Here is a 22997-nt window from a genome sequence, read left to right on the forward strand (position 1 = left end):
CCGTTTTCCTTAATTCAGAAGCAGAAGGGCAGCGAGCACGAACACGGCCCCGCCGACTATGGAGGTGGCGTACCAGCGCAGGTTGCCGGTCTGGCTCTGGCGCAGGGCGAGGTGGCCGCCGCGGGCCAGCAGCGGCAGCAGGCCGATGCTGATGTCGATCGGGTCACGGCCGAGCAGGCGGCAGAGCAGCAGGTAGGGCCTGACGAACAGCTTGTCGTACAGCCAGTCGAAGCCCCAGGCGGCGTACCACCAGGCGCCGAGCAGGCGCCCCGGCGCGCTCTGCGCGACGCTGCTGACCAGGCTGCGCTTGCCAAGGAACAGCAGCGCGGCGATGACGATGCCGACCACGGCGATGGCGCCGGACAGCAGCTCCAGACCGTGCTTGGCCTCGCCGCCGGCATGGCCGACGCTCTGCGGCAGCACCCCGGCCAGCGGCGGAGTGATCAGCGCGCCGACGAAGGTCGACAGCACGATCAGCGTGGCCAGCGGCAGGTTGTGGGCGATGCCATGACCAGCGTGGGCCTCGGTCTTCGGCTCGCCGTGGAAGGCGATGAAGATCAGCCGGAAGGTGTAGATCGAGGTCAGGAAAGCGCCGGCAAGACCCGCGTAGAGCAGTTCGCTGTGGCCGCTGGCGAAGGCTTCCCAGAGGATCTCGTCCTTGGAGTAGAAGCCCGCGGTCAACAGCGGCAGGGCGGCCAGCGCCGCGCCGCCGACGATGAAGCTGGCGTAGGCCAGCGGCAGCTTCTTCCACAAACCGCCCATCTTGAAGATGTTCTGCTCGTGGTGGCAGGCGTGGATCACGCTGCCGGAGGCGAGGAACAGCAGGGCCTTGAAGAAGGCGTGGGTCATCAGGTGGAAGATCGCCGCGTCCCAGGCGCCGACGCCGAGGGCGAGGAACATGTAGCCGATCTGGCTCATGGTCGAGTAGGCGAGGATGCGCTTGATGTCGGTCTGCACCAGCGCGGCGAAGCCGGCCAGCACCAGGGTCACGCCGCCGACGATGCCGACCAGCTCGAGGATCTCCGGAGTGAGCAGGAACAGGCCGTGGGTGCGGGCGATCAGGTAGACGCCGGCGGTGACCATGGTCGCCGCGTGGATCAGCGCCGAGACCGGGGTCGGGCCGGCCATGGCGTCGGCCAGCCAGGTCTGCAGCGGCAGCTGGGCGGACTTGCCGACCGCGCCGCCGAGCAGCATCAGGGTAGCCAGCCACAGCCAGGTATCACCGGCCACGTATTTCTGCGGCGCCAGCACCAGCAGCTCCTGGATGTTCAGGGTGCCCAGATTCAGCAGCAGGATGAACAGGCCGATGGCCATGAACACGTCGCCGATGCGGGTGACGATGAACGCCTTGAGTGCCGCGTTGCCGTTCTTCACTTCCTTGAAGTAGAAGCCGATCAACAGGTAGGAGCACAGGCCCACGCCTTCCCAGCCGAAGTAGAGGAACAGCAGGTTGTCGCCCAGCACCAGGAACAGCATGCTGGCGATGAACAGGTTGGTGTAGGCGAAGAAGCGCGAGTAGCCCTCCTCGCCGCGCATGTACCAGCTGGCGAACAGGTGGATCAGGAAACCGACGCCGGTGACCACGCCGAGCATGGTGACCGACAGGCCGTCCAGATACAGGGTGAAGCTCGGCGCGAAGCCGGCGACGTCCATCCACTGCCAGAGCAGCTGGGTGTACACGCCGCTTTCCGGCGGGGCGACGTTGAACTGGAAGATGACCCAGGCGGCGCTCAGCGCCGACAGGCCCACCGAGCCGACGCCGATCAGCGCCGCCAGGTTCTCGGAGAAACGCCCGCGGGAGAAGGCCAGCAGCAGCCAGCCGAGCAGCGGAAACAGGAAGGTGAGGAATAGAAGGTTCATCCGCGCATCTCGCTGGCAGCGTCGATATCGAGGGTATTGAAGCGGCGATACAGCTGCAGCAGGATCGCCAGGCCGATGCTGGCCTCGGCGGCGGCCAGGGTGATCACCAGAATGAACAGGATCTGCCCGTCGGGCTGGATCCAGCGGCTGCCGGCGACCACGAAGGCCAGCGCGCAGGCGTTCATCATCACTTCCAGGCTCATCAGCACGAACAGGATGTTGCGCCGCACCATCAGGCCGACCAGGCCCAGGCTGAACAGCACGGCGGCCAGGGCCAGACCGTGCTCCATGGGAATCGCATTCATGCGGTGGGCTCCTTGGCGTCGTGGCGGCCGAGGTGGTAGGCGGCGACCAGTGCGGCGAGCAGCAGCATGGAGGCCAGCTCTACCGCCAGTAGGTAGGGACCGTACAGGTGGGCGCCGACGGCCTTGGCGTCGACCGTGGTCAGGCCGATGCCGGCGGCGCTGTGGGTGCTGCCCAGCAGCACCCACAGCAGCAGGGCGAGCAGGGCGCCGGAGAGCAGGCCGGGGCCGACCCACAGGCCGGGCTTCAGCCAGGCGCGTTCCTGTTCGGCGGTGGCCGGACCGAGGTTGAGCATCATCACCACGAAGACGAACAGCACCATGATGGCGCCGGCGTAGACGATGATCTCCAGCACGCCGGCGAAGGGCGCGCCGAGGGCGAAGAAGGTCATCGACACGGCGAGCAGCGAGACCACCAGGTAGAGCAGTGCGTGCACCGGGTTGGTGTGGGTGATCACCCGCAGGGTGGACGCCACGGCCACCCCGGCGGCGAAGTAGAAGGCGAATTCCATCTTTCTTCCGTCCTTTAAGGCAGCAGGCCTTTCACGTTGATCGGCTCGGCCTCGTTCTGGTGCGAGCCCTTGGGCTTGCCCGCGGTGGCCATGCCGGAGACGCGGTAGAAGTTGTAGTCCGGGTTCTTGCCCGGGCCCGAGATCAGCAGGTCTTCCTTCTCGTAGACGAGGTCCTGGCGCTTGTACTCGGCCATCTCGAAATCCGGGGTGAGCTGGATCGCGGTGGTCGGGCAGGCCTCCTCGCACAGGCCGCAGAAGATGCAGCGCGAGAAGTTGATGCGGAAGAACTCGGGATACCAGCGGCCGTCCTCGCGCTCGGCCTTCTGCAGGCTGATGCAGCCGACCGGGCAGGCCACCGCGCACAGGTTGCAGGCCACGCAGCGCTCGTCGCCGTCGGGGTCGCGGGTCAGCACGATGCGCCCGCGGTAGCGCGGCGGCAGGTACACGGGCTCTTCCGGATACTGCAGGGTGTCGCGCTTGCGGAAGGCGTGGGAGAACACCATCACCAGGCTGCGCAGCTGGGTCCAGGTGCCGTGCAGCACCTCACCGATGTATTTGAACATGCGTGTTTCTCCTTACTGGGCAGCCAGCACCAGGGCGCCGGTCACCAGCAGGTTGAGCAGGGTCAGCGGCAGGCAGAACTTCCAGCCGAAGGCCATCATCTGGTCATAGCGCGGGCGCGGGATGGACGCGCGCAGCAGGATGAACAGCATGATGAAGAAGCAGGTCTTCAGGGCGAACCAGAGGAACGACAGCTGCGGCAGGATGCCGAACGGGCCGTGCCAGCCGCCGAAGAACAGGGTCACCAAGAGCGCCGAGACCAGCACGATGCCGATGTACTCGCCGACGAAGAACATGCCCCACTTCATCCCCGCGTACTCGATGTGGTAGCCGTCGGCCAGCTCCTGCTCGGCCTCCGGCTGGTCGAACGGGTGGCGGTGGGTCACCGCCACGCCGGCGATGAAGAAGGTGCAGAAGCCGAGGAACTGCGGAATCACGAACCACAGGTTCTGCGCCTGGTAGTCGACGATGTCGCGCATGTTGAACGAGCCGACCTGCGCCACGATGCCCATCAGCGACAGGCCGAGGAACACCTCGTAGGACAGCGTCTGCGCCGAGGCGCGCAGGGCGCCGAGCAGGGCGAACTTGTTGTTGCTCGACCAGCCGGCGAACAGCACCGCGTAGACGGTCAGGCCGGCCATGGCGAAGAAGAACAGCAGGCCGATGTTGAGGTCGGCGACGCCCCAAGTCGCGGTCACCGGGATCACCGCGAAGGCGATCAGCAGCGCGCTCATGGCGACGATCGGCGCCAGGGTGAAGATCAGCTTGTCGGCGAACGGCGGTGTCCAGTCCTCCTTGAAGAACATCTTCAGCATGTCGGCGGCCAGCTGGAACAGGCCGAACGGACCGACCCGGTTGGGGCCGTGGCGGTCCTGCCAGAGGCCGAGCAGGCGCCGCTCGACGAAGCTGAGGAAGGCGCCGCAGACCACCACGGCGAGCAGGATGACGATGGCCTTGAGCACGCCGACGATGACGGCGATCACTTCCGGTGTGAGCCAGCTCATTGCGCCACCTCCTGCAGGGCTTCGGCGAACAGGTTGCCGGCCAGCGGCGGGATGCCGTCGAAGCCGGCGGGCAGGCCGAGCAGGCCGTCGGCCAGCTCGTCGATCACCCGCAGCGGCAGACGCAGCTCGCGCCCGGAGACCTTCAGGCTGAGCAGGGCGCCGTCCTTGAGGCCGAGACGCGCGGCGGCGTCGCCGCCGAGAGCGGCGTAGACGGCCGGGATGCGCTGCTGCACCGGCGCGGCGCGCGAGGAGGTCTCGTCGCTGCCGAACAGGTGGTGCAGGGCGACCACCTGCCAGCGGCCGGCGGCGCTGAGCGGGGCGGCCGGCGCGGCGAACCACTCGACACGGTTGGCCGGGGCGTCGAACAGGCGCACGCCCGGATCGCCGGCGCGCAGGTGGCCGCCGACCTCGTCCTGGAACTTGTTCCAGGCCTGCGGAGAGTTCCAGCCCGGCGACCAGGCGAAGGGGATCTGCTGGCGGGCCTCGGCGCTGCCGGCGTAGCCTTCCATGGAGAAGGCGAACGGGCTGTCCGGGTCCTGCGGCTGGCGCGGTTCGTGCACGTCGAGGTTGGCGCGCATCGAGGTGCGGCCGCTGTAGCGGTGCGGCTCGCGGGCCAGCTTGAGGCCCTTGATGCGAAACGCGGCCTTGGGCGCGGCGTTCTCGATGGCGGCCAGCTGCGGGCTGCTGGCGGCGCAGGCGGCGGTGACCTGATCGAGCTGGGTCCAGTCGACGGCGCGGCCCTGTACGGTGCTGTGCAGGGCGTGCAGCCAGCGCCAGCCCTCGCGCACCAGGATCTCGGCGTCGTAGTAGCTCGGCTCGTACACCTGGAAGAAGCGCTGGGCGCGGCCTTCCTGGCTGACCAGGGTGCCGTCGCCTTCGGCGAAGCTGGCCACCGGCAGCAGCAGGTCGGCGCGGGCGGCGGTGGCGGTGTGCTGGTGGTCGGCGACGATCAGCACCTTGGCCGCATTGAGTGCGGCGTCCACCCTGGCCTGATCGGCGCGGCGGTACAGGTCGTTCTCCAGCACCACCACGGCGTCGGCCTGGCCGCAGGTCAGGGCGTCCAGCGCGGCGTCGAGAGACGCGCCGCGCTGCTCTTCACCCAGAAGCAGGGTCAGACCGAGGCTGTTGGCCTCGGCGGCGACCAGGCTGATGCCGGCGTGCTTCTCGCGGTTCTTCAGGGCCTTGGCGATGTTGCCGGCGGCCTCGAGCAGCGCCTGCGAGCCCAGCGAGGCGCCGGCGACGATCAGCGGGCGCTGTCCTTTGATCAGGGCGGCAGCGATGCGCTCGGCCAGCGCAGCGGCCTCGGCATCCAGGCCGGCCACGGCCGGGGCGCTCGGGTCGATGGCGTGGGCCACGGCGAAGCCGAGGCGGGCCAGGTCGTCCGGCGCAGCGTGCACGCACTCCTCGGCGACGTCGTCGAGGCGGGTGCTGGTGACGCTGGCGATGAACAGCGGATTCAGCGCGCTCTGGGCGACGTTCTGCACCGCCAGCTGGTGCCACTCGGGGATCTTCGCCGCGGCGGCGATCTCGCTGGCCTTGCCGCGGGCGGCCTGGCGCAGGGCCAGGGCGATGCGCGGCGCGGTCTGGGTGAGGTCCTCGCCGAGCACGAACACGGCGTCGAACTCTTCCATCTCGCGCAGCGACGGCGTCGGCAGCGGACCGTTGTCGAGCAGCTCGCGGATCAGGCGCAGGTTGGCCAGCTCGCCTTCGGCGATGCCGCTGTAGAAGTTGCCGGCGCCGACCAGCTGGCGCAGGGCGAAGTTGCTTTCCAGGCTGGCACGCGGCGAGCCGATGCCGATCACCTTGCGGCCCTTGAGCAGTTCGGCGGCCTGGTCCAGCGCGGCGTCGATGCCCAGTTTCTGGGTACCTTGCCCTTTATTCAGCAGCAGCGGCTGGCGCGGACGGTCTTCGCGGTTGACGTAGCCGTAGCCGAAGCGGCCGCGGTCGCACAGGAAGTAGTGGTTCACCGCACCGTTGAAGCGGTTCTCGATGCGGCGCAGCTCGCCGTAGCGCTCGCCGGGGCTGGTGTTGCAGCCGACGCTGCACTGCTGGCAGATGCTCGGGGCGAACTGCATGTCCCACTTGCGGTTGTAGCGCTCGGAGTGGGTCTTGTCGGTGAACACCCCGGTCGGGCACACCTCGACCAGGTTGCCGGAGAACTCGCTCTCCAGCACGCCGTCCTCGACGCGGCCGAAGTAGACGTTGTCGTGGGCGCCGTAGACGCCCAGGTCCTCGCCGCCGGCGTAGTCCTTGTAGTAGCGCACGCACCGGTAGCAGGCGATGCAGCGGTTCATCTCGTGGGCGATGAACGGGCCGAGGTCCTGGTTCTGGTGGGTGCGCTTGGTGAAGCGATAACGGCGCTTGTTGTGGCCGGTCATCACCGTCATGTCCTGCAGGTGGCAGTGCCCGCCCTCCTCGCACACCGGACAGTCGTGCGGGTGGTTGGTCATCAGCCATTCGACGACGCTGGCGCGGAACTGCGTGGCTTCCTCGTCGTCGATGGAGATCCAGGTCTTGTCGCTGGCGGGGGTCATGCAGGACATGACGATGCGCCCGCGCGTGTCGTTCTCGTCGTTGTACTGCTTCACCGCGCACTGGCGGCAGGCGCCGACGCTACCCAGCGCCGGGTGCCAGCAGAAGTAGGGGATGTCGAGGCCGAGGGACAGACAGGCCTGCAACAGGTTGTCTGCGCCGTCGACGTCGTACGACTTGCCGTCTACGTGGATGGTGGCCATGGTTCAGGTTTCTTCGTTTGCCCGCGTGAGCGGACTGGCTAATGGAATTCCGTGGTGCCGCGCGCCCGGGGCGCGCGGCGCCGGGACGGGGAAATGCGCTGGCGTACATGCACGCCGCGCAACATCCCGTCCCGCGCTGTAATCGCTACGCCGGCGCCTCAGGCGCCGGCCGTCTGTACCGCTTCGCCGCGCGAGGCGACGCCCGACGCCACGCCGGCCTCGAACTCCTCGCGGAAGTACTTGATCGCGCTGCCCAGCGGCTCCACCGCGCCCGGTGCGTGGGCGCAGAAGGTGCGGCCCGGGCCGAGGAAGTTGACCAGGCCCAGCAGGGTCTCGATGTCCTCGGCGCTGCCCTGGCCGCGCTCCAGCGCGCGCAGCATCTTCACGCTCCACGGCAGGCCGTCGCGGCACGGGGTGCACCAGCCGCACGACTCGCGGGCGAAGAACTCCTCCATGTTGCGCAGCAGCGAGACCATGTTGACGGTGTGGTCGACCGCCAGCGCCAGGCCGGTGCCCATGCGGGTGCCGACCTGGCCGATGCCGGCGCTGTGCATCGGCGCGCAGAGGTGCTCGGGCAGCAGGAAGCCGGTGCCGGCGCCGCCGGGCTGCCAGCACTTCAGCCGGTAGCCGTCGCGCATGCCGCCGGCGTAGTCCTCGAACAGCTCCTGGGCGGTGATGCCGAACGGCAGCTCCCAGATGCCGGGGTTGTTCACCTTGCCGGAGAAGCCCATCAGCTTGGTGCCGTGATCGTTGCTGCCCGCTCTGGCCAGCGAGTGGTACCACGGCACGCCGTTGCCGATGATCGCCGGCACGTTGCACAGCGACTCGACGTTGTTGACGCAGGTCGGCTTGCCCCACACGCCGACCGCGGCGGGGAACGGCGGCTTGGCGCGCGGGTTGGCGCGGCGGCCTTCCAGCGAGTTGATCAGCGCGGTTTCCTCGCCGCAGATGTAGCGGCCGGCGCCGGTATGCACGAACAGCTCGAAGTCGAAGCCTGAGCCGAGGATGTTCTTGCCGAGCAGGCCGGCGGCCTTGGCTTCCTCGATGGCGCGGTTGAGGTTGGTGGCGGCGTCGACGTATTCGCCGCGCAGGAAGATGTAGCCGCGGTAGGCCTTGAGCGCGCGCGCGCTGATCAGCATGCCCTCGATCAGCAGATGGGGCAGCTGCTCCATCAGCATGCGGTCCTTCCAGGTGTTGGGCTCCATCTCGTCCGCGTTGCACAGCAGGTAGCGGGTCTTGATCGACTCGTCGGCCGGCATCAGGCTCCACTTCACCCCGGTGGGGAAGCCGGCGCCGCCGCGGCCCTTGAGCCCGGATTCCTTGACCTGGTTGACGATGTCAGCCTCGGCCATGTCCTTGAGCGCCTTGCGCGCGGCGCTGTAGCCGTCCTTGCGCTGGTACTCGTCGAGCCACACCGGCTGGGCGTCGTCGCGCAGGCGCCAGGTCAGCGGGTGGGTTTCCGGAGTGCGGGCGACCTTGTTGACCGGGCCGATGGAGGTGAGGGTCTTGGCGGTCATGCGTACGCCTCCAGCAGTTGGCCGACACTGTCGGCACTGACGTTGCCGAAGGTGTCGTCGTCGATCATCAGTGCCGGGGCCTTGTCGCAGTTGCCCAGGCAGCACACCGGCAGCAGGGTGAAGCGGCCATCGCTGCTGGTCTGGCCGGGGGCGATGCCCAGCTGCTGCTGGATGGCGCCCAGTACCGACTCGTGACCGCCGATGAAGCAGGTCATGCTGTCGCACACGCGGATGATGTGGCGGCCGACCGGCTGGCGGAAGATCTGGCTGTAGAAGGTGGCCACGCCCTCGACGTCGCTGGCGGGGATGCCCAGCACCGCGGCGATGGCGTAGATGGCGCCGTCCGGCACCCAGCCGCGCTGCTTCTGGACGATCTTCAGCGCCTCGATGGACGCCGCGCGCGGGTCCTCGTAGTGGTGCATCTCGTGCTCGATGGCCGCGCGCTCGGTCTCGCTGAGGGCGAAACGGTCGGTGTGGATCAGTTCTTGCGAAGAAACAGGGGTCTGGCTCATATCAGCGGTCCACGTCAGCCATCACGAAGTCGATACTGCCCAGATAGGCGATCAGGTCCGGCACCATGCTGCCGCGGATCACCGCAGGGATCTGCTGCAGGTGGGCGAAGCTGGGGGTGCGGATCCGCGTGCGGTAGCTCATGGTGCTGCCGTCGCTGGTCAGGTAGTAGCTGTTCGCGCCCTTGGTCGCCTCGATCATCTGGAAGCTTTCGTTGGCCGGCATCACCGGGCCCCAGGACACCTGCAGGAAGTGGGTGATCAGGGTCTCGATGTGCTGCAGGGTGCGCTCCTTGGGCGGCGGCGTGGTCAGCGGGTGGTCGGCCTTGTACGGGCCTTCCGGCATGTTGCGCAGGCACTGGTCGATGATGCGGATGCTCTGGCGCATCTCCTCGACGCGTACCAGGCAGCGGTCGTAGGCGTCGCCGCTATGGGCCAGCGGCACCTCAAACTCGAAGTTCTCGTAGCCGGAGTACGGCCGTGCCTTGCGCAGGTCGAAGTCCAGACCGGTGGCGCGCAGGCCGGCGCCGGTGACGCCCCACTCCAGCGCTTCCTTGGTGTTGTACTGGGCGACGCCCTTGGTGCGGCCGATCAGGATGCTGTTCTTCAGCGCCGCCTTCTCGTATTCGTCGAGGCGCTTGGGCAGCCAGTCGACGAACTCCTTGACCAGGCGGTCCCAGCCGCGCGGCAGGTCGTGGGCGACGCCGCCGATGCGGTACCAGGCCGGGTGCAGGCGGAAGCCGGTGATCGCCTCGATCACCTTGTAGGCGCGCTGGCGGTCGGTGAAGGTGAAGAACACCGGCGTCATGGCGCCGACGTCCTGGATGTAGGTGCCGAGGAACAGCAGGTGACTGGTGATGCGGAAGAACTCGGCCATCATCACGCGGATGAAGTCGACGCGCTGCGGCACCTTGATGCCGGCCAGCTTCTCCACCGCCAGCACGTAGGGCAGGTTGTTCATCACCCCGCCGAGGTAGTCGATGCGGTCGGTGTAGGGGATGAAGCTGTGCCAGCTCTGCCGCTCGGCCATCTTCTCGGCGCCGCGGTGGTGGTAGCCGATCTCCGGCACGCAGTCGACGATCTCCTCGCCGTCCAGCTGCAGGATGATGCGGAAGGCGCCGTGGGCGGACGGGTGGTTGGGACCGAGGTTGAGGAACATGTAGTCCTCGTGCTCGCTGCCGCGCTTCATGCCCCAGTCTTCCGGCTTGAAGCGCAGGGCTTCCTGCTCGAGATCCTGCTTGGCGGCGGACAGACTGAACGGGTCGAACTCGGTGGCGCGCGCCGGGTAGTCCTTGCGCAGCGGGTGGCCCTGCCAGGTCGGCGGCATCAGGAGGCGGGTCAGATGCGGGTGGCCGCTGAAGGTGATGCCGTAGAGGTCCCAGACCTCGCGCTCGTACCAGTTGGCGTTGGGCCAGATGGCGGTGGCGCTGGGGACGTTGAGATCGCCTTCACGCAGGGCGACCTTGATCATCACGTCGCTGTTCCGCTCGATCGACAGCAGATGGTAGAACACGCTGAAGTCGGCGGCGGGCAGGCCGCGGCGCTGGGTGCGCAGGCGTTCGTCGACGCCGTGCAGGTCGTAGAGCATGACGTAGGGCTTGCTGACGTCACGCAGGAAGCGCAGCACCTCGGTCAGGCGCTCGCGCGGCACCCAGAGCACCGGCATGCCGGTACGGGTGGGCTGGAGGGTGAAGGTGTCGGCGCCAAAGCGCGCCTGCAATTCGATGACGATGTCCTGGTCATCGGCCTTGTACGGCGGAACGGACAGAGCGTTGTCTGCAGTCATGATTCTCGGTCGCTGTCGGTCAACGGATGGGCGCGCCCGCACCTGGCGGGCGGGGGCTCATACTTCGTCGGGGCTGCGCAGGTTGGTTACCTGAATGCGCTGTTCACGGCGGACGTCACGCTGCGCCGGCATTTCGGCGCGGTAGATGCCCTGGTCGCCAACCACCCAGGACAGCGGACGACGCTCCTCGCCGATGGAGTCCTGCAGCAGCATCAGCGCCTGCAGGAACGCCTCGGGACGGGGCGGACAGCCGGGAACGTAGACATCCACGGGGAGGAACTTGTCCACCCCCTGGACGACCGAGTAGATGTCGTACATGCCGCCGGAATTGGCGCATGCACCCATGGAAATGACCCACTTGGGCTCCAGCATCTGCTCGTACAGGCGCTGGATGACCGGCGCCATCTTCACGAAGCAGGTGCCGGCGACGACCATGAAGTCGGCCTGGCGCGGTGAGGCGCGGATCACCTCGGCGCCGAAGCGGGCGATGTCGTGCGGCGCGGTGAACGCCGTGGTCATCTCCACGTAGCAGCAGGACAGGCCGAAGTTGTACGGCCACAGGGAATTCTTGCGTCCCCAGTTGACCGCCTTGTGCAGGACGTCTTCCAGCTTGCCCATGAAGACGCTCTTGTGCACCTGGTCCTCTAGCTGGGAGTCGGACACGGTCTCCCGCTGGCCGATCGGATACTGGTCATTGACCGCATCCGGATCGATCCGGGTAAGTTCATATCGCATTGCCAAAGCCTCATTGTTTCAGCTTCGCCTGCCGCTTGCGACGTGCTTCGGGTGCCCAGTCGAGCGCGCCGATACGCCAAAGGTAGACAAGACCCGCCAACAGAATTGCTATGAAAACGGTAGCTTCGATGAGGCCCGCCCAGCCGCTTTCGCGCACCGAGACGGCCCAGGCAAAGAGGAAGAGGGCTTCGACGTCGAAGATCACGAACAGCATCGCGACCAGATAGAATTTGGCGGAGAGGCGCAGGCGCGCACTGCCGGTGGGCACCACGCCGGCTTCGAACGGCTCGTTCTTGCTGCGCCCCCAGGCGCGGCTGCCGAGCAGGCTGGAGACGCCGAGCATGAAGGCGATCAGGCCGAACACGCCGAGCAGGAAGACGGCGAAACTCCAGTTGTGGGCGAGCAGGGCGGTCGATTCGGTCATGCCGGAGACTCTTCGAGGGCTTTGGGCGGGCTGCGGGACGCTCTGGCGCGCCAGAAGTGCGCGAAGAATGCGGCACTGTGTCGCAGCTTGCAATAAATTTTTGCAATTCTATGCCGGCTGCCCGAGCAAGTAAATTCATCCCTTGGAAGGGTCTCTTGCGGGGCGGTAAATAATGCGGCCTGGTGTCGCAGGCGGACCAAAAAAGACCCCGCCAGAGGCGGGGTCGAATGTGCCGTAGCACGACCTTGAAAGGTGGGCGCCTGCGCCCGGGTCAGGCCCCCAGGCCGGGCGCCTTGGCCCGGGTGACCCGGTCCACCAGGTAGACCAGGCCGTGGTAGTCGATCCCCGAGTGCTGCGACAGGCCGATCTCGCAGGTGCGGCTGGTCGACACCCCCTCGCCGCACTGCTGCACCGCGTCCTTCAGCGAGCGCAGGGCGTGGGCGTTGAGCTCCGGCTGGTTGAAGCCCTTGTCGCCGGCGAAGCCGCAGCAGTGGATGCCTTCCGGGACCACCACCTGCTGGGTGCAGCGGCGGACGATGTCGATCAGTCCCTGCGCCTCGCCCAGGTGCTGGGTGCTGCAGGTGACGTGCACCGCCACCGGCTCCTGTTGCGGGACGAACTCCAGCCGGTCGAGCAGCTGCTCGCGGATGAACTTCACCGGGTCATGGATCTGCAGCCGCGGATCATCGAGGTCCTGCACCAGGCGCAGGGTGCACGGGCTGGTGTCGCAGTAGATCGGATCGAGGCCGCCGCGGCTGGCCTCGAGCAGTGCGTCGAGCAGCTCGCGGCGCTTGGCCTCGGCCTGCGCCGGGTAGCCCTTGGAGGCGAACGGCTGGCCGCAGCACAGGTTGTCCAGCTCGGCGGGGAACACCACGGCGAAGCCGGCCTTCTCCAGCAGGGTGCGGGTCTTGTCGAGCAGCGGGGTCTGCTCGGCGTCGCCGGCCGCCGGGCCCATGGCGCGCGACACGCAGGCGGCCAGATAGACCACCCGCGGTTTTTCCGTGTGTTGCGGCGCGGCCGGCAGCTGCAGGCGCACCGGCTGCGGCATGGCGGCCGTCCACTGCGGCAGGCGCTCGCCGGACAGCCGGCGCAGACCGGCGCTCAGCGCGGCCAGGCGCGGCGCGCCGAGCAGGCGGCGGGCGCTGTCGGCGGCGGCCAGGGTCAGGCGGGTGCCCTTGAGCGCGCTGGCGAAGTGCCCGGCCAGCCAGGTGGCGGTGCCCGGGTGATGCGCCTCGGCGGCGCGCAGCTTGCGCACCAGGTCGCCGGTGTTGATGCCCACCGGGCAGCGCTGGGCGCACAGGCCGGTGGCGGCGCAGGTGTCGAGGCCGTGGTAGTGGTAGGCGCGCTCCAGCTCCGTGGTGTCGATGGCGGCGCGTTTCTTCGCCTGGATGTCGCGCCAGATGACGATGCGCTGGCGCGGGGTCAGGGTCAGGCCGCGCGACGGGCAGACCGGCTCGCAGAAGCCGCACTCGATGCACTTGTCGACGATCGCGTCGGCGGCCGGCAGCGGCTTGAGGTTCTTCAGGTGGATCTCGGGGTCCTCCGAGAGCACCACGTCTGGGTTGAGGATGCCCTTGGGGTCGAGCAGGCGCTTGATCTTCCACATCAGCTGGTAGGCCTCTTCGCCCCACTCCAGCTCGACGAACGGCGCCATGTTGCGCCCGGTGCCGTGCTCGGACTTCAGCGCGCCGCCGAACTCCACCGCCACCAGCTGGGCGACGTCCTGCATGAACGCCTCGTAGCGGGCCTTCTCCGCGGCGCTGTCGAAGCCCTGGGTGAACACGAAGTGCAGGTTGCCCTCCAGGGCGTGGCCGAAGATGATCGCCTCGTCGTAGCGGTGCTTGTCGAGCAGCGCCAGCAGGCGGTTGACGCCCTCGGCCAGCTGTTCGACCGGGAAGGTGACGTCCTCGATGATCACCGTGGTGCCGGTGCGGCGCACCGCGCCGACCGCCGGGAAGGTGTCCTTGCGGATCTTCCACAGCTGGTTGTAGACCGCCGGGTCCTCGCTGAAGTCGACCTGCTTCTCCACCGGGAAGTGGGCGATGGCGGCCATGATCCGGTCGATCTGCTCGTGCAGCAGGCTCTGGCTGGCGGCGCGCGACTCGATCAGCAGCGCGCAGGCGCCAGCGGACAGCTCGCGGACCCAGGCCGGCATGCCCTGCATGTTCTCCACCGAGCGCAGGCTGCGCCGGTCGAGCAGCTCCACCGCGGACACCGGCTGCTGGCGCAGCACCGGCACGGCGCGGCAGCAGTTTTCCACGTCGGGGAAGACGATCAGCGCGCTGGCCTTGTGCGGGTAGTCCGGCACGGTGTCGTAGGTCACCGCGCTGATGAAACCGAGGGTGCCTTCCGAGCCGACCATCAGGTGGTTGAGGATCTCCAGCGGCTCGTCGAAGTCGACCAGTGCGTTGAGCGAGAAGCCGGTGGTGTTCTTCAGCCGGTACTTGTGGCGGATCCTGTCGGCCAGCGCGGTGTTGGCGCGGGTCTGCCGGCCCAGTTCGGCCAGCTCGGCGAGCAGCGCGCCGTGGCTCTGGCGGAAGGCGCGCACGCTGGCCGGGTCCTCGCTGTCCACCACCGTGCCGTCGGCCAGCACCAGGCGCAGGCCGGCGAGGGTCTGGTAGCTGTTCTGCGCGGTACCGCAGCACATGCCGCTGGAGTTGTTGGCGACGATGCCGCCGATCTTCGCCGCGTTGATCGACGCCGGATCCGGGCCGATCTTGCGCTGCAGCGGCGCCAGCACAGCGTTGGCCTGGGCGCCGATCACCCCCGGTTGCAGGCGGATCTGCGCGCCATTGGCGCGGATCTCGCGGCCGTTCCAGTGGTCGCCGAGCACGATCAGCACCGAGTCGCTGATCGCCTGGCCGGACAGGCTGGTGCCGGCAGCGCGGAAGGTCACCGGCACCCGCTCGGCATGGGCCAGCCGCAGCAGCTCGACCACCTCGCGCTCGGATTCGACGCGCAGCACCAGCTGCGGGATCAGCCGGTAGAAGCTGGCGTCGGTGCCGAAGGCCAGGGTCGACAGCGGGTCGTCGAAACGCCGCTCGCGCGGGATCAGCCGCTCGACGGCGGCGAGGAAGGCGGCCGGCAGACTCATGCGTCCTCCAGGATCAGCACGATCAGGTCCTTGGGGCCGTGGGCGCCGTAGGCCAGCACCTGCTCGATGTCGGCGGTCTTCGACGGGCCGGAGATCAGCAGGGCGTTGGTCGGCATGCCGGCGGCCCACTGCTGTTCCTGCAGCACCTCGTAGAGGTTGTCGCGGATCGTGCTGGCCCTGAGCAGGGCGAAGTGCACCGGCGGCACCAGGCTCATCAGCCGCGGCTCGTGGCGGTCCGGCCAGAGGATCAGGCTGCCGGTGGCGGCGATGGCGCCGAGGGTGGCGGTCAGGCTGGCCGGGGTGTCGTCGAACAGCTCGGCCTTCCATTCCTCGACCGGGCGGTCGTAGGCCTTGAGCGCCGGCAGGCCGTCGCGCCCGGCGAAGTGCGCGGCGAGCTGGGCGCCGTGGGCGGTGCCCGGGGCGATCAGCAGGCTGGGCAGCTGGCGCTCGGCGAGCAGCCGCTCGAGCAGCGCCGGCCACTCGGCGGCGCGGCTCAGGTGGGTTTCGGTGTGCACCGCTTCCATCAGCTGGCGCAGGCGGGCGACGCGCTCGCCGGCCGGATAGCGCCACGGCTCGGTCACCAGGTTCACGTCGTAGTCGTCGGCGATGGGCTGGGTGCCCTGCAGGCTGCTGCGCAGCTTGGCGAGGATATTGGCTCTGGCGCTCATGCGATCGCTCCGAAGCGGTGTAGGGGCGAATTCATTCGCCGGGCGGGGCGGTGTCGGGCGAATGAGTTCGCCCCTGCAGAACAGGTTGCAGCGCGCATCACTTGCCCTCCAGGTGCTCGCGGGCCAGCTCGTGCAGCGAGCGGGCGGCGGGTTTCGGTGCGCTGTGGTGCTGCGTCCACGGGCCGAGCTGGTTCGGCGTCAGGCCGCGCAGGCGGGTGGCCAGCAGGCCGAAGGCGCGGTAGGCCAGCGGCGTGGTGTTGAGCAGGCGCCAGCCCTTCCACAGCAGGCGCTCGCTGGCCGAGTACTTGCTGCCCTGGCCGCGCATCACCCGGTGCGGGTCGTCCGGGCTCTTGACGTTCTCCTCGCGCAGGCGGCGCAGAAGCGCGGGGATCGGGATCTTCACCGGGCAGACCTCGCCGCAGGCGCCGCACAGCGAAGAGGCGGACGGGTGGTCCGGGGTGTTCTCCAGGCCCATCAGGTGCGGCGAGATGATCTTGCCGATCGGCCCCGGATACACGGTGCCGTAGGCCTGGCCGCCGATGCGGGTGTACACCGGGCAGTGGTTCATGCAGGCACCGCAGCGGATGCAGTTGAGGGTCTGGCGCAGCTCACCGTCGGCGAAGGCCTGGCTGCGGCCGTTGTCGAGCAGCACCAGGTGGACTTCCTGCGGGCCGTCCAGCTCGTCGGCCTTGCGCGGTCCGGAGATCATGTTGACGTAGGTGGTGATGCCCTGGCCGAGCGCCGAGCGGGTCAGCAGGGACAGCAGCGGCACCACGTCGCGCAGGTTCTCGACGACCTTTTCTATCCCGGTGACGGCGATATGCACCGGCGGCACGCTGGTCGACATGCGGCCGTTGCCCTCGTTCTCCACCAGCAGCAGGGTGCCCGTCTCGGCCACCGCGAAGTTGACCCCGGAGACGCCGATGTCGGCCTCGAAGAACTTCTTGCGCAGCACGCGCCGACCGGTCTGGATCAGCTGGTCGACGTCTTCGGTATAGGGTTCGCCGAGCCTGTCGTGGAACAGGTCGGCGACCTGCCGGGCGTTCTTGTGGATCGCCGGCATGATGATGTGGGTGGGCTTCTCGTGGTCGAGCTGGATGATGTACTCGCCCATGTCGGACTCCAGGGCCTCGATGCCCTCGGCTTCCAGCACATGGTTCATGTCCATCTCTTCGCTGACCATCGACTTGCCTTTGATCACTTGCCGCGCCTCGTGGGCGCGGATGATCGACAGGACGATGGCGTTGGCCTCGTCCACCGTCTCCGCCCAGTGCACCTTCACACCGTTGCGGGTCAGGTTGGTTTCCAGCCGCTCGAGCAGGTCGGGCAGCTGCGACAGCGCGCGGGCGCGCACGTGGTTGCCCATCTCGCGCAGGTGTTCGCGCTCAAAGTCGTCGGGCATCGACGCGAGGCGCTTGGCCATCAGCGAGTCCATGGCCTTGCGCATGTTGCCGCGCAGCTGGGCGTCGCCGAGGGCGGTGCGGGCGTTGTGCTTGAGTGCGCGGCTGGGGATTTCCAGCGCCGGAATACGTTCGCTCATCGGGCACCTCCGGTGCGTTGCCAGAGGAAGCTGGCCAGGTGCTGGCCGCGCAGCGCCGCGTTCTGCTTCTCGAAGGCGCCGTTGATGTTGAGCAGGCAGCCGCAGTCGGCGCTGACCACCTGGGCGGCGCCGGACTCCTGCAGGGCGCGGGTCTTGTCGGCGACCATGGCGCCGGAGATGTCCGGCATGCGCACGCTGAAGGTGCCGCCGAAGCCGCAGCACTCGCTCTCGTGGTCGTGGTCGACGCGCTCGACCTGGCCAAGCTGGGCGAGCAGGGCGCGGCCGTGCAGGTGGGTGTTCATCTCGCGGCGCGCCGAGCAGGAGGTGTGCAGGGCGATCTTGGTCGGCGCGCCCTGGTCCTGGAACTCGACCTTGCAGATATAAAGGAGGAACTCGGCCAGCTCGAAGGTGCGCTCGGCCAGCGCTTGGGCGCGGGCGAGGGTGGCCGGCTCGTCCTTGAACAGCTCGACGTAGTGGTGGCGGATCATCCCGGCGCAGGAGCCGGACGGCACCACCAGCGGCCAGTCCTGCTCGAACAGCGCCAGCTGGGCGCGCGCCACCTTACGGGCCTCGTCGGTGTAGCCAGAGGTGTAGGCCGGCTGGCCGCAGCAGCTCTGCGCCTGCGGGAAGTGCACGCGGATGCCCTCGCGCTCGAGCAGGCGGATGGCGTCCATCCCGGCCTCGGGGAAGAACAGGTCGAGCACGCAGGTGCCGAACAGGTAGACGTTGGCCGGCTTGTGCGCCGGGTACTGGCGCGGCGTCGGCAGCGGCGGCGCCACGCGGGTGGCGTTGGGCGCGGCGTTGTAGAACAGTTCGCTCATGAGAGTCTCCGGTGGTGCCGGTCATCCATTCAGCTTAGGTGTGCGGCGAGGGAGTGCGGCAACGGCGAAATCCGCCGGAGCGGATTTCGCGTGCAACGGTTGCCGGTCAGCGCGCGACCACCAGCGGGTCGCTGACCCCGAGCACGTAGATCGCGAACAGGGCGATCAGGCCGGTGAACAGCACGTAGTAGAAGGTCGGCCACACGGTCTTGCGCAGGGTGCTGCCCTCGCGGCCGAGCAGACCGACGGTGGCCGAGGCGGCCACCACGTTGTGGATCGCCACCATGTTGCCGGCGGCGGCACCGATGGCCTGCACGGCGACGATCAGCGCGCCGGAGATGCCCAGGGTCTCGGCGACGCCGAACTGGAACTGGCTGAGCATCATGTTGCTCACCGTGTTGGAGCCGGCAATGAAGGCGCCCAGGGCGCCGACGCTCGGCGCCAGCAGCGGGTAGATGCTGCCGACGCTGTCGGCCACCCACTGCGCCATGGCGATCGGCATGCTCGGCAGCTCGGCGGCGTTGACTCCCGAGTTGATCAGGATGCGCACCATCGGCACGGTGAACAGCAGCACGAAACCGGCACCGAGCAGCACCTTGCTCGACTCGCCGACCGCGGCGGTCAGCTCGCGCAGCTTCATGCCGTGCAGGAAGAAGGTAGCGATGACCACGGCGACCAGGATGCCGCCCGGCAGGTACAGCGGCATGAAGTCGGCCTTGATGCCCTTCTCGCCGAGCAGGTCGGGGAACACCAGCACCACCGACTTCAGTGCGGCACCGACTTCCGGGAACACCCGGCTGATCACCAGCAGGGCGCCGACCAGCACGTAGGGCAGCCAGGCGCGCAGGGTGCTCATCGGCCGCTGGGTGAGCGAATCGAGCTTCATCTCCACGCTGCCCAGCCACTCGCTCGGCCAATCCTTGGCGTCGGCGAAGTCCCAGGTGTTCTTCGGCACCAGGAAGCCGAAGCGGGCGGCGCTGGTGACAATGGCCAGACCAATCAACCCGCCGGCCAGCGAGGGGAACTCGGGGCCGAGGAACACGCCGGTGGCGACGTAGGGCAGGGTGAAGGCCAGGCCGCCGAAGATGGCGAACGGCAGCACCTCGAAGCCGGCCTTCCAGCTCTTCTCCTTGCCGAAGAAGCGGGTCAGCATCAGCACCATGATCAGCGGCATCAGGGTGCCGACGGTAGCGTGGATGATCGCCACGTTGCTGGTGATCTGCTGCAGGAAGATCTCCCAGCTGGAGCCCTGCTCGACCAGGCGTGCGCCGAGGCTGGCGGTGTCCAGGCCGCTGTTGACGCCGATGATGATCGGTGTGCCGACCGCGCCGAAGGATACCGGGGTGCTCTGCACCAGCATGCCGAGCAGCACCGCGGCCAGTGCCGGGAAGCCGATGGCCACCAGCAGCGGCGCGGCGATGGCCGCCGGAGTGCCGAAGCCGGAGGCGCCCTCGATGAAGCAGCCGAACAGCCAGGCGATGATGATCGCCTGGATGCGGCGGTCGGGGCTGATGGTGGCGAAGCCGGCGCGGATCGCGGTGATGCCGCCGGAGTGCTTGAGGGTGTTGAGCAGCAGGATGGCGCCGAAGATGATCCACAGCACGCCGATGGTGATGATCAGGCCCTGTACGGTGGAGGCGAGCACGCGGTTGAAGCTCATGTCCCACACGTAAAGGCCGATGCCGGCGGTGAGCAGGTAGACCAGCGGCATGGCGCGCTTGGCGGGCCAGCGCAGACCGACCAGCAGGATGGCGGCGAGCAGGATCGGGGAGAAAGCGAGCAGCGCAAGGGTTCCGGGTTGCATGGCGATACCTCGGATCAGCGCGCGGCGCGCAGGCAGAAGGACGGGGTGTAACGGGCGAGCGGAGCAGACATGGCTGTACCTCGTGGCCGGTTCTTGGATTTGTTGGCTGAAATTGGTAATACCAATTTACAAGCGGCGAGGCTCAGGTTAAAAGTACGCTTGCAGGCTGTCAATTTGCCGCGCTACGACTTTCGTCGGCGGCGCACGGCTTGTACGGTCTTTCACCGGAGCGCTAGGCTTGCCGTGCGCGCGCTCTGGCGCGGGGTTCGGTGGTCAAACCAGTGGAGAAGCGAACAATGGGTTTTGGTCCGCTTCGGCAGCGCCGTCTGTCGGATGACATCGTCGAGCGCCTCGAGGCGATGATCCTCGAGGGCTCGTTGCAGGCCGGCGAACGCCTGCCGCCGGAGCGCGCCCTGGCCGAGCAGTTCGGCGTGTCGCGGCCCTCGCTGCGCGAGGCGATCCAGAAGCTGGCGGCGCGCGGCCTGCTGGTCAGTCGCCAGGGCGGTGGTACCTACGTCGCCGAGGGGCTCGGTTCGACCTTCAGCGATCCTCTGCTGCGTCTGCTGGAGACCAGCAGCGAGGCGCAGCGCGACCTGCTGGAATTCCGCCATACCCTGGAGGGGGCCTGCGCCTTCTACGCGGCGCAGCGCGCCACGCCGGTGGATCACGCGCGCCTGCGCGAGGCGTTCGAGCGTCTGCAGGCCTGCTACGCGGCGCCGGTACCGGGCGGCGGCGCCGAGGAGGGGCTGGCCGATGCCGGCTTCCACCTGGCGATCGCCGAGGCCAGCCACAATGCCGTGCTGCTGCACACCATCAAGGGGCTGTTCGACCTGCTCAAGCGCAACGTGGTGACCAATATCGGCGGCATGTACGCGCAGCGCAGCGAGACCCGCGACATGCTGATGCAGCAGCATCGCGAGCTGTACGAGGCGATCGTCGAGGGGCGCGCCGAGGAGGCGCGGGCGATTTCCAGCCGGCACATCCACTACGTGCAGGAGGTGCTGGCCGAAGTGCAGCAGGAGGCGCGGCGCGAAGCGCGGGCGCGGCGTCGCCAGGGGCTGGAGGGGTAGGGCTGGTATGGCGCCGGCAGACGAGGCCGGCGCCGGGCGGGATCAGTCGTCCTTGCCCTTGCTGCGCACCGCGCGCTGGATCTCGCGGTTGGAGTCGCGTTCCTTCTCCACGGCGCGCTTGTCGAATTCCTTCTTGCCCTTGGCCAGGGCGATCTCGCACTTGACCAGGTGCTTCTTCCAGTACAGCGACAGCGCCACGCAGGCGTAGCCCTTCTGCTGCACGGCGCCGAACAGCTTGCCGAGCTCCTGCTTGTGCAGCAGCAGCTTGCGGGTGCGCGTCGGGTCGGCGATGACGTGGGTGCTGGCGGCGCTCAGCGGGGTGATGTGGCTGCCGAGCAACCAGGCTTCGCCGTCCTTGAGCAGCACGTAGCTGTCGGTGAGCTGGCCCTTGCCGGCGCGCAGACTCTTGATCTCCCAGCCGACCAGGGCGACGCCCGCCTCGAAGCGCTGCTCGATGTGGTAATCGTGCAGGGCCTTCTTGTTGAGGGCGATGGTGCCGGCGGGGTGTTTTTTCTGTTTAGCCATAGGCCGCGCATTATAGGGACTTGCCGCGCGCGGCGCCACGCGTATCGCCGGTGGCGGGCCGCTTGAGCGGTTGCGGCGAAAACCGGACAATGCGCGGATATTTTCCGGCGAGTCCCGCATGAGCACGCACATCCAACGCTCGGCCCTGCTGCCGTATCCGGCGCAGGCCCTGTACGACCTGGTCAACGATGTGGCCAGCTACCCGCAGTTCCTGCCCTGGTGCAGCGCCAGCGAGGTGCTGGAAAGCACGCCCACGCGCATGCGCGCGACCCTCAAGGTGGGGCGGGCCGGGATCAACCAGCAGTTCACCACCTGCAACAGCCTGACGCCGGGCGAGTCGATCGAGATGAAGCTCGAGCAGGGGCCGTTCAGCGCCCTGTACGGGGTGTGGACCTTCCAGGCGCTGAGTGACAGCGCGTGCAAGATCAGCCTCGATCTGTCCTTCGATTATTCCGGGGCGCTGGTCAAGGCGACCCTCGGGCCGCTGTTCAACCAGGCCGCCACCACCATGGTCGACGCCTTCTGCCAAAGGGCCAAGCAACTCTATGGGTAAGTCGGACACCATCGCCGTCGAGGTGGTCTACGCCCTCGCCGACAAGCAGAAACTCCTGCGTCTGAGCGTGCCCTACGGCACCACCATACGCGAGGCCGCCGAGCGCTCGGGGATCGCCGGGCTGTTTCCGGGGCTGGATCTGGCCAGCGCGCCCATGGGGATCTTCGGCAAGGCGGTGGCCCGCCCCGAGGAGCGGGTGCTGGAGGACGGCGAGCGGGTGGAGATCTATCGGCCGCTGATCGCCGATCCCAAGGAAGCGCGCAAGCAGCGCGCCGCCAAGGTGGCCAAGGCCAAGTCGGACGGCGGCGAGTGAGGTTGGTCGCGGCCTGAAACGAAAAAGCCCGAGCGTTGCTCGGGCTTTGCATTTGCGGGCGGGAGGCGGCGGTTATTCCGCTTCTTCGGCCTCGGGCTCGACGTCCAGCGGTTCCGGGCTCGGTACCGCTGCCGGCTCGGCCTCGTCGACCTCGCGCTGGATCTGCTCGAGCAGCGAGCCGGGAGCCGGGGCCGCTTCGCTGGGGGCGGCGACCGGCGCCGCGGGCTGCTCGCCGGTGCTCGGCGTGGCTTGCAGCTGGGTATCGCCGGCGCTGCCGCTGATCGCTTCGTCGCGGCTCTGCCCGGGCATGAAGTCGCCGGCCAGGCCGATCAGCTGGTCGTTGCCGTCGAACATCAGGCTGATGCGTTCCTGCTGGCGTTCGCCGCCGCCCGGCTGGAGGCTGTACAGGTAATCCCAGCGGCGGGCGTGGAAGGTGTCGGTGATCAGCGGGTTGCCCATGATAAACCGCACTTGCCGCTGGGTCATTCCAGGGCGCAACTGGTCTATCATGTCCTGAGTAACCACGTTGCCCTGCTGGATATCGATCTTGTACACCCCCGGAAACGAACAGCCGGCGAGTGCTGCAAGTCCCAGGAAGGTGAGGCCGGTCAGCATGAGCTTGGCTTTTTGCATCGGTGGGTCTCTTCCACTATCTTGGCGGGCA

Annotated in this window: 21 protein-coding genes; 3 read left to right on the forward strand and 18 right to left on the reverse strand. The window is 68.1% G+C overall.

The genetic code is table 11. The features are described 5' to 3' along the window. Nucleotides 1-9 precede the first annotated feature (9 nt). The 16 genes from nuoL to BLT78_RS19670 all read right to left on the reverse strand — a co-directional run bounded on the left by nuoL (nt 10) and on the right by BLT78_RS19670 (nt 19872). Entirely contained in the window at nt 10-1860 is a 1851-nt protein-coding gene (gene nuoL, locus BLT78_RS19595; RefSeq protein ID WP_090351588.1) for an NADH-quinone oxidoreductase subunit L, read from the reverse strand. Beyond that, nucleotides 1857-2165, reverse strand: coding sequence for an NADH-quinone oxidoreductase subunit NuoK (gene nuoK / locus BLT78_RS19600; protein ID WP_090351589.1), 309 nt, complete (start codon nt 2163-2165; stop codon nt 1857-1859). Before nuoK ends, nuoL begins: the two co-directional genes overlap by 4 nt. Continuing rightward, the gene (gene nuoJ / locus BLT78_RS19605; RefSeq protein WP_090351591.1) at nt 2162-2674 is read right to left on the reverse strand and encodes an NADH-quinone oxidoreductase subunit J; all 513 of its coding nucleotides are present in this window, start codon (nt 2672-2674) and stop codon (nt 2162-2164) included. Before nuoJ ends, nuoK begins: the two co-directional genes overlap by 4 nt. Before the next feature lie 14 nt (nt 2675-2688). Next, the gene (gene nuoI, locus BLT78_RS19610) at nt 2689-3237 is read right to left on the reverse strand and encodes an NADH-quinone oxidoreductase subunit NuoI (RefSeq protein ID WP_090351592.1); all 549 of its coding nucleotides are present in this window, start codon (nt 3235-3237) and stop codon (nt 2689-2691) included. Nucleotides 3238-3249: 12 nt separating this feature from the next. Next, the gene (nuoH, locus tag BLT78_RS19615) at nt 3250-4239 is read right to left on the reverse strand and encodes an NADH-quinone oxidoreductase subunit NuoH (protein ID WP_090351594.1); all 990 of its coding nucleotides are present in this window, start codon (nt 4237-4239) and stop codon (nt 3250-3252) included. Then, nucleotides 4236-6974: an NADH-quinone oxidoreductase subunit NuoG gene (nuoG, locus tag BLT78_RS19620; protein WP_090351596.1), complete on the reverse strand. Its 2739-nt coding sequence runs from the start codon at nt 6972-6974 to the stop codon at nt 4236-4238. Before nuoG ends, nuoH begins: the two co-directional genes overlap by 4 nt. A 158-nt stretch (nt 6975-7132) precedes the next feature. Then, the gene (gene nuoF / locus BLT78_RS19625) at nt 7133-8491 is read right to left on the reverse strand and encodes an NADH-quinone oxidoreductase subunit NuoF (RefSeq protein WP_090351597.1); all 1359 of its coding nucleotides are present in this window, start codon (nt 8489-8491) and stop codon (nt 7133-7135) included. Next, nucleotides 8488-9003: an NADH-quinone oxidoreductase subunit NuoE gene (nuoE, locus tag BLT78_RS19630; protein ID WP_090351599.1), complete on the reverse strand. Its 516-nt coding sequence runs from the start codon at nt 9001-9003 to the stop codon at nt 8488-8490. The genes nuoF and nuoE overlap by 4 nt, the downstream gene beginning before the upstream one ends. A gap of 1 nt (nt 9004) precedes the next feature. Beyond that, complete coding sequence (nuoC, locus tag BLT78_RS19635) at nt 9005-10786, reverse strand: NADH-quinone oxidoreductase subunit C/D (protein ID WP_090351600.1); 1782 nt, start codon at nt 10784-10786, stop codon at nt 9005-9007. Between the two features lie 57 nt (nt 10787-10843). Beyond that, the gene (locus BLT78_RS19640) at nt 10844-11521 is read right to left on the reverse strand and encodes an NADH-quinone oxidoreductase subunit B (RefSeq protein WP_090351601.1); all 678 of its coding nucleotides are present in this window, start codon (nt 11519-11521) and stop codon (nt 10844-10846) included. Between the two features lie 10 nt (nt 11522-11531). After that, entirely contained in the window at nt 11532-11945 is a 414-nt protein-coding gene (locus BLT78_RS19645; protein WP_090351603.1) for an NADH-quinone oxidoreductase subunit A, read from the reverse strand. Nucleotides 11946-12216: 271 nt separating this feature from the next. Continuing rightward, nucleotides 12217-15039 (reverse strand): FAD-binding and (Fe-S)-binding domain-containing protein, encoded by a 2823-nt coding sequence (locus BLT78_RS19650; RefSeq protein WP_090351605.1) that lies wholly within the window; start codon nt 15037-15039, stop codon nt 12217-12219. Beyond that, nucleotides 15036-15707 carry a LutC/YkgG family protein gene (locus BLT78_RS19655; protein WP_090351606.1) on the reverse strand — a complete coding sequence of 224 codons (672 nt, stop codon included), beginning with the start codon at nt 15705-15707 and terminating at the stop codon, nt 15036-15038. The genes BLT78_RS19650 and BLT78_RS19655 overlap by 4 nt, the downstream gene beginning before the upstream one ends. A 97-nt stretch (nt 15708-15804) precedes the next feature. Further along, the gene (locus BLT78_RS19660) at nt 15805-17247 is read right to left on the reverse strand and encodes a LutB/LldF family L-lactate oxidation iron-sulfur protein (RefSeq protein WP_090351608.1); all 1443 of its coding nucleotides are present in this window, start codon (nt 17245-17247) and stop codon (nt 15805-15807) included. After that, on the reverse strand, nt 17244-18068 hold the full coding sequence (locus BLT78_RS19665; RefSeq protein ID WP_090351610.1) for a (Fe-S)-binding protein: 825 nt from the start codon (nt 18066-18068) through the stop codon (nt 17244-17246). Before BLT78_RS19665 ends, BLT78_RS19660 begins: the two co-directional genes overlap by 4 nt. Before the next feature lie 106 nt (nt 18069-18174). After that, nucleotides 18175-19872: an L-lactate permease gene (locus tag BLT78_RS19670; RefSeq protein ID WP_090351611.1), complete on the reverse strand. Its 1698-nt coding sequence runs from the start codon at nt 19870-19872 to the stop codon at nt 18175-18177. A gap of 296 nt (nt 19873-20168) precedes the next feature. Here BLT78_RS19670 and BLT78_RS19675 point away from each other — a divergent pair, with 296 nt between their 5' ends. Continuing rightward, nucleotides 20169-20942 (forward strand): GntR family transcriptional regulator, encoded by a 774-nt coding sequence (locus BLT78_RS19675; RefSeq protein ID WP_090351613.1) that lies wholly within the window; start codon nt 20169-20171, stop codon nt 20940-20942. Nucleotides 20943-20984: 42 nt separating this feature from the next. On the opposite strand, the gene smpB is transcribed toward BLT78_RS19675, so the two are convergent. Further along, complete coding sequence (gene smpB, locus BLT78_RS19680) at nt 20985-21467, reverse strand: SsrA-binding protein SmpB (protein ID WP_090351615.1); 483 nt, start codon at nt 21465-21467, stop codon at nt 20985-20987. 118 nt (nt 21468-21585) lie between these two features. Between smpB and BLT78_RS19685 the strand changes: the two genes are divergently transcribed. Both BLT78_RS19685 and BLT78_RS19690 read left to right on the forward strand, forming a co-directional pair. Next, nucleotides 21586-22020 carry a type II toxin-antitoxin system RatA family toxin gene (locus BLT78_RS19685; protein WP_090351616.1) on the forward strand — a complete coding sequence of 145 codons (435 nt, stop codon included), beginning with the start codon at nt 21586-21588 and terminating at the stop codon, nt 22018-22020. Then, nucleotides 22013-22333 carry an RnfH family protein gene (locus BLT78_RS19690; RefSeq protein WP_090351618.1) on the forward strand — a complete coding sequence of 107 codons (321 nt, stop codon included), beginning with the start codon at nt 22013-22015 and terminating at the stop codon, nt 22331-22333. Before BLT78_RS19685 ends, BLT78_RS19690 begins: the two co-directional genes overlap by 8 nt. A 72-nt stretch (nt 22334-22405) precedes the next feature. On the opposite strand, the gene BLT78_RS19695 is transcribed toward BLT78_RS19690, so the two are convergent. Then, a complete protein-coding gene (locus BLT78_RS19695; protein WP_090351619.1) occupies nt 22406-22966 on the reverse strand; it encodes an outer membrane protein assembly factor BamE in 561 nt (186 codons plus the stop codon). Nucleotides 22967-22997 lie beyond the last annotated feature (31 nt).

This window comes from Pseudomonas oryzae, assembly GCF_900104805.1.
GTDB lineage: Bacteria > Pseudomonadota > Gammaproteobacteria > Pseudomonadales > Pseudomonadaceae > Geopseudomonas > Geopseudomonas oryzae.